This is a genomic window from Rhodovulum sp. PH10, from assembly GCF_000293785.1.
GTDB lineage: Bacteria > Pseudomonadota > Alphaproteobacteria > Rhizobiales > Xanthobacteraceae > Rhodoplanes.
In genome coordinates this window covers 1-413 of the sequence record NZ_AKZI01000164.1, presented here as the reverse complement: position 1 = coordinate 413, position 413 = coordinate 1, and the positions used below count along the sequence as shown (strand labels likewise).

Below are 413 nucleotides of genomic sequence, written 5' to 3'. Positions count from 1 at the left end.
GCCTCGGCGAGCTTGGTCTTCCGGCTGATCAGCGCGAGCTTTTCGCGCAGCCAGGGTTCGAGGTCGGCGACGATCGGGCGGCTCTTTTGCTGCCTGACGGCGCGTCGCTCCTCGGCGGGGCGGCCGCGGATCTCGGCCTCGACGGCGTAGAGCCGGGCGATGCGGTCGAGCGCTTCGCTCGCGATCGGCGCGGCGCCGGCCGCGGCGAGCTCGTAGAAGCGGCGGCGGACATGGGCCCAGCAGAAGGCGAGCTGCACGGCGCCGCGCCCGGCGAGCACGCGATAGCCGCCGTAGCCGTCGACCTGCAGGATTCCGCTGAACCCCGCCAGGTGGGCAATCGGCCGCTCGGCCTTGCGGTCCGGTGCGTAGACGTAGGCGACGCCGGGCGGCTCGGGGCCGCCCCAGGGGCGGTC

At 74.6% G+C, this 413-nt stretch carries 1 protein-coding gene; it reads right to left on the bottom strand.

Features of this window, described 5'->3' with window-relative positions; translation table 11 throughout:
- A partial coding sequence (locus A33M_RS20295; RefSeq protein WP_040622176.1) for an IS66 family transposase occupies positions 1–413 on the bottom strand: 413 nt, incomplete at both ends.